This is a genomic window from Paenibacillus barengoltzii G22 (genome assembly GCF_000403375.2).
Taxonomy (GTDB): domain Bacteria; phylum Bacillota; class Bacilli; order Paenibacillales; family Paenibacillaceae; genus Fontibacillus; species Fontibacillus barengoltzii.
Genome location: NZ_KE159652.1, coordinates 217,209 through 221,149, shown reverse-complemented (window position 1 = coordinate 221,149; position 3,941 = coordinate 217,209). Strand labels below are relative to the sequence as shown.

The following is a 3,941-nucleotide window of genomic DNA, read 5'->3' as shown; positions in this document are numbered from 1 at the left end:
AGAATGCCGAGTTCTTTGCAAAGACGATACGTTTTCTTTTTGTTAATTATGACTTGGTGAATATCCCGAATGCATTGGCCCAACAGTTTATATCCGTAGACATGTTCTTCGCCTTCAAGCAGCTCAAGGAGCCACTCTTTAATCTGTTCATCGCTAATGGGGATCCCTGTAACAGTTAGAGAGTACCCAGGTGTAGGGCGACCGCGTTTGTCCGTTGATAACGGCTCCGTCTTTGGGGTAGCAGCTCGCTTTTTTCGATCGTAGTATGTCGATTCAGCAATTTCCAAAATCCGCAGAACTACAGCTGTTGGTTCCCCCCGCTTAATGAATGGTTCTGCTACTTCAAGTTTTTCAGATAAGCGGGGTTTTTCTTTTTTACGAGTTCACGCAGGATCTCATTTTCGAGTTCTTTCTCACCAAGCACTTTCATCGCTTTCTCGTATTTTTCTTCAATCTCTTGAAGTCGTTTGAGTTCTTGAAGGTGTTGGTCTGGCAGTGATGTATCCACATCTGTAATCTGATCTCGGTATGCTCGAATCCAGGTTCGAATGGTTTCTGGGTGCAGGTCATACGACCGGGCAAGCACCCCCACCTTAATCCCGGACAGAGCTTCTCTTACTACCTTTAAACGAAATTCATCTTTGGCTTTTCCCATAACTGAATCCTCTCCCTTATTTCCATTGTAAATCCTTGTAGGGGAGGACTCCAGTTTATTTAGGGGGCCTTAGGGAAACTACAGTTCATTTCTGGCGAAATCGGTGCTTTTCCCAAAATCGCAGAAAAATAACTGTACTTTTGCAGTTAAACTCGCGTTTTAAGTCCAAATTCCAAAAAATAACTGCACTTTTGCAGTTATCGTGCCCCCTGTATCAGCAACAGCCCCCCTCCCCTATCAAAACCACAAAAAAACCGGTTGGGACACCTCCCAACCGGTTCCATCTCAGTTACTTTGCGTTGCCGCCTCCGGCAGCAAATCGCGACAAGCGCGCTCCAGATACGGATCAGCGCTTAGGAAATCGCGGAACACCGTATACTCCCGCCAAAGCTGCGACACGTTCCCTCCGCCCGATTTCACGGCGCGGATCAGGATATTTTTCGGCGTATGCTCCATATCGATGAACTCCAGCAGCTGCGTTTTGTAGCCCATCACGTCCAGCAGCTTAGCGCGAATCGCATCCGTCGCCAGTGCAGAGAAGCGCTCCTTCAGGATGCCATGACCCAACAGCGGCTGCAGCACTTCGTTTTGCACCTGATTAAACAGCTCATGCTGACAGCAAGGCACGGACAGGATGACCGATGCGCCCCAGCGCACCGCTTTCTCCAGCGCTGCATCTGTCGCCGTGTCGCAGGCGTGGAGCGTTACGACCATATCCACCGCGTTAAGCTCGTCATAGTCGGCGATGTCGCCAACAAGAAACTTCAGATCGTCATACTGCAGTTTGCGTGCTAACCCGCTGCAATGCTCGATTACGTCGGCCTTGAGGTCCAAGCCAATCACGTTCAGTTTTCTTTGCTGCTGTACGGCCAAATAATGATACAGCGCAAACGTCAAATAGGATTTGCCGCACCCAAAATCAACGATGGTCAGCGGCCGCCCCGTCGGTAAATGAGGAAGGACATCCTGAACCATTTCAAGGAAACGGTTGATTTGCTTGAACTTATCGTACTTTTTAGCGAGCACCTTGCCTTCCCTGTTCATGATCCCGAGCTCCACCAAAAACGGAACCGGCGTTCCTTCCTCCAACACATATTGCTTCTTCCGATTATGGGTCAGCGTCCCCAGGGGCTTACGCGAGGGGGCTTTTTTCAGAATCGTGACCTTAAACTTCTTGCTGATCAAGACCTGATAATCGGCCTCCGCCGTGCACAGCAATCCTTGCCGGAACTCCTCAAACAACTTCGCCAGCTCGTCCGCGAAACCGTCAGCCGGGATATTTTGATGCAGCACCTTGTTGGGGTAGTGGTAGGCAAATTGATAGTGTAAACTCTTTTTGATTTCGACCGGTTTGATCTGAACCTTCGTGTATTCCGTCTCCCCCGGTCTGCGGCGGCCGCTGATCGTTGCTGTGATCAGACTGCCCTTCTCCGCCAGTTCGTTCGCGAGTTTGCGCAGTGATTCCATGATTGATTAACAGCTGCCTTTCTGCATAGTAGTCAATAAATCATAACGGTTGTTCAACATTTAGCCTGGACGTCGGCAAGCCCTTCTTCAACTTCTTCAACCGGCAAGCCTCCCGCCGCAAGTGTATCTCGCGGTAGCGCAAGCAACCGCTGGTAAAACGCTACCGCCTCTTCTTTAGTAGCATGGCCTTCCTCCAGCAAGCGGTAGAGTGCATTTTCTGCCTGGTCGTACCGGCCTTCCGCTTCTTCCCATTGTAACACCAGCCATTCGGTGTCCGGCGGAAGACGGTAAGACTTCAGCAGCGATTGCAGCTCAGCAATGGCCGCGGGCAGATCCCATAGGGAGCGGTCCGCCCCATGGAGCGCAGCGGTCAAGTATAGATGAAATGATTTGATCCAGCGCTTTGCCGCTTCGTCCGACTCTCCAGAGCTCTCGTAGACGTCTCCCTCTTCTTTGAGCAGACGGGACAGACTTTGGAGCTTGTCCGCCTCGATTTCCCCGCCGCTTTGAAACAGGCGCACGATGTCTTTGGCAGGTAAGTTCTCCAGCAGATGGGAGCTCAAGCGAAACTGTCTTTTAAACAGCTCGTCGAGCGTCCATAATGCTTCAATCTTCTTTTTCTGCTGTTTGAGCATAAACACTTTTCCCAGCATTTCCGTCATTTCTTCGATCATCTTCATCAGGTAATCTCTTCGCAGCACGGACACTCCTCCTCTCGTCCCTAAGTTCAAGGCTGGCTTCCCGCCAATTCAAAAAAAGCCGTAAAACCGGAGTTTCCCATGAAATCTCCGGTTCCTTGGCCTCGGTTCGACTAGCTGATTCTTGCGAAACGTTGTTTAGACTTGCTAGGTTTTACACTTCTACGGTCTTTCCCGTGACGCTGCGCATAAAATCGGCGATGACGGCTGTGAGCTGCTCCGGCGCTTCGTACATGCTCATGTGGCCCGCGCCTTTAATGACCGCCTTTGTGACGTTGGGCCCTTCGGTCGTAAATAGCCGCGCCATCGGTACGACGTTATCGTTTTCACCTGCGACCAGCAGCAGTGGTAGCGCTGTCGATTCCATCACGTCTCGGCGGTCGGGCCGCTCGCGCATCGCCAGCGCGGCTCCCGTTGCCCCTTGAGGCGGCGTCTTGTAGCCAATCTCCTTCACGCGATCCACTTCAGCTCCAAGTTTGCTGACATTGTCCGGTGCAAACAACCCCGGCACGAGCCCATCTACAAAGTGGGTAATGCCTTCGGACCGGATGCGGGAAACCGCTTGAAGCCGTTTCTCCTTCGCTTCTTCACTGTCCGGAAAGCCGGTGGAGTGGATCAAACCAAAGGCATTCAACCGATCTGGATACCGCTGAGCTAATGAGAGGGCGGTGTAGCCTCCCATCGAATGGCCCAGCAGCGTGTACTTGGTGATGCCCAGCGCCTCCATCAGAGCGGCGACATCATCCGCCATTTGATCGATCGTATACGCGCCGACTGGCGCAGTTGTGGCCCCGTGGCCCCGAAGGTCGGGGGCGATGACCTGATATTGTTCGGCAAGCAGCGGCTGAACCTTCTCCCAGTAAGCGGAGCTGCCGCAGAAACCGTGCAGCAAAACTACTGTTTCGCCCTGTCCTTGTTGTTCATAGGCGATCGTTGTTCCGTTGACTGTTACTTTGTCCATTACGCTACCCACTTTCATCTCAATTTTAAAGGTTGTTCAAAAAGTTATCTTCGGATCACGTGGTGAACCTTGAAGCGTGTTCGACATCGAATCTTGAACTCAGCCGGGCCTTCCGCTGCTCACGTACCCCAAACGTACGCTCCGCTGCTCTGTCCCTCGC

5 protein-coding genes are annotated in these 3,941 nt (G+C 52.0%); all 5 read right to left on the bottom strand.

Annotated elements, in window-relative coordinates:
• Positions 1 to 287 (bottom strand): IS3 family transposase (locus C812_RS22150; RefSeq protein ID WP_208855735.1); only part of this gene is annotated, 287 nt, incomplete at its 3' end.
• Between the two features lie 50 nt (positions 288 to 337).
• Positions 338 to 655 (bottom strand): transposase, encoded by a 318-nt coding sequence (locus C812_RS01080; RefSeq protein WP_016310860.1) that lies wholly within the window; start codon positions 653 to 655, stop codon positions 338 to 340.
• 285 nt (positions 656 to 940) lie between these two features.
• Positions 941 to 2,122 (bottom strand): class I SAM-dependent methyltransferase, encoded by a 1,182-nt coding sequence (locus C812_RS01075; protein ID WP_016310859.1) that lies wholly within the window; start codon positions 2,120 to 2,122, stop codon positions 941 to 943.
• A 53-nt stretch (positions 2,123 to 2,175) separates the two neighbouring features.
• The gene (locus C812_RS01070; protein WP_016310858.1) at positions 2,176 to 2,823 is read right to left on the bottom strand and encodes a DUF6483 family protein; all 648 of its coding nucleotides are present in this window, start codon (positions 2,821 to 2,823) and stop codon (positions 2,176 to 2,178) included.
• A gap of 151 nt (positions 2,824 to 2,974) precedes the next feature.
• Positions 2,975 to 3,781 (bottom strand): alpha/beta fold hydrolase, encoded by an 807-nt coding sequence (locus C812_RS01065; RefSeq protein WP_028539776.1) that lies wholly within the window; start codon positions 3,779 to 3,781, stop codon positions 2,975 to 2,977.
• Positions 3,782 to 3,941 lie beyond the last annotated feature (160 nt).

Coding starts and splice junctions, on each gene's coding strand:
- C812_RS01080 (WP_016310860.1), bottom strand. CDS start 655: ATGGGAAAAGCCAAAGATGAATTTCGTTTAAAGGTAGTAAGAGAAGCT.
- C812_RS01075 (WP_016310859.1), bottom strand. CDS start 2,122: ATGGAATCACTGCGCAAACTCGCGAACGAACTGGCGGAGAAGGGCAGT.
- C812_RS01065 (WP_028539776.1), bottom strand. CDS start 3,781: ATGGACAAAGTAACAGTCAACGGAACAACGATCGCCTATGAACAACAA.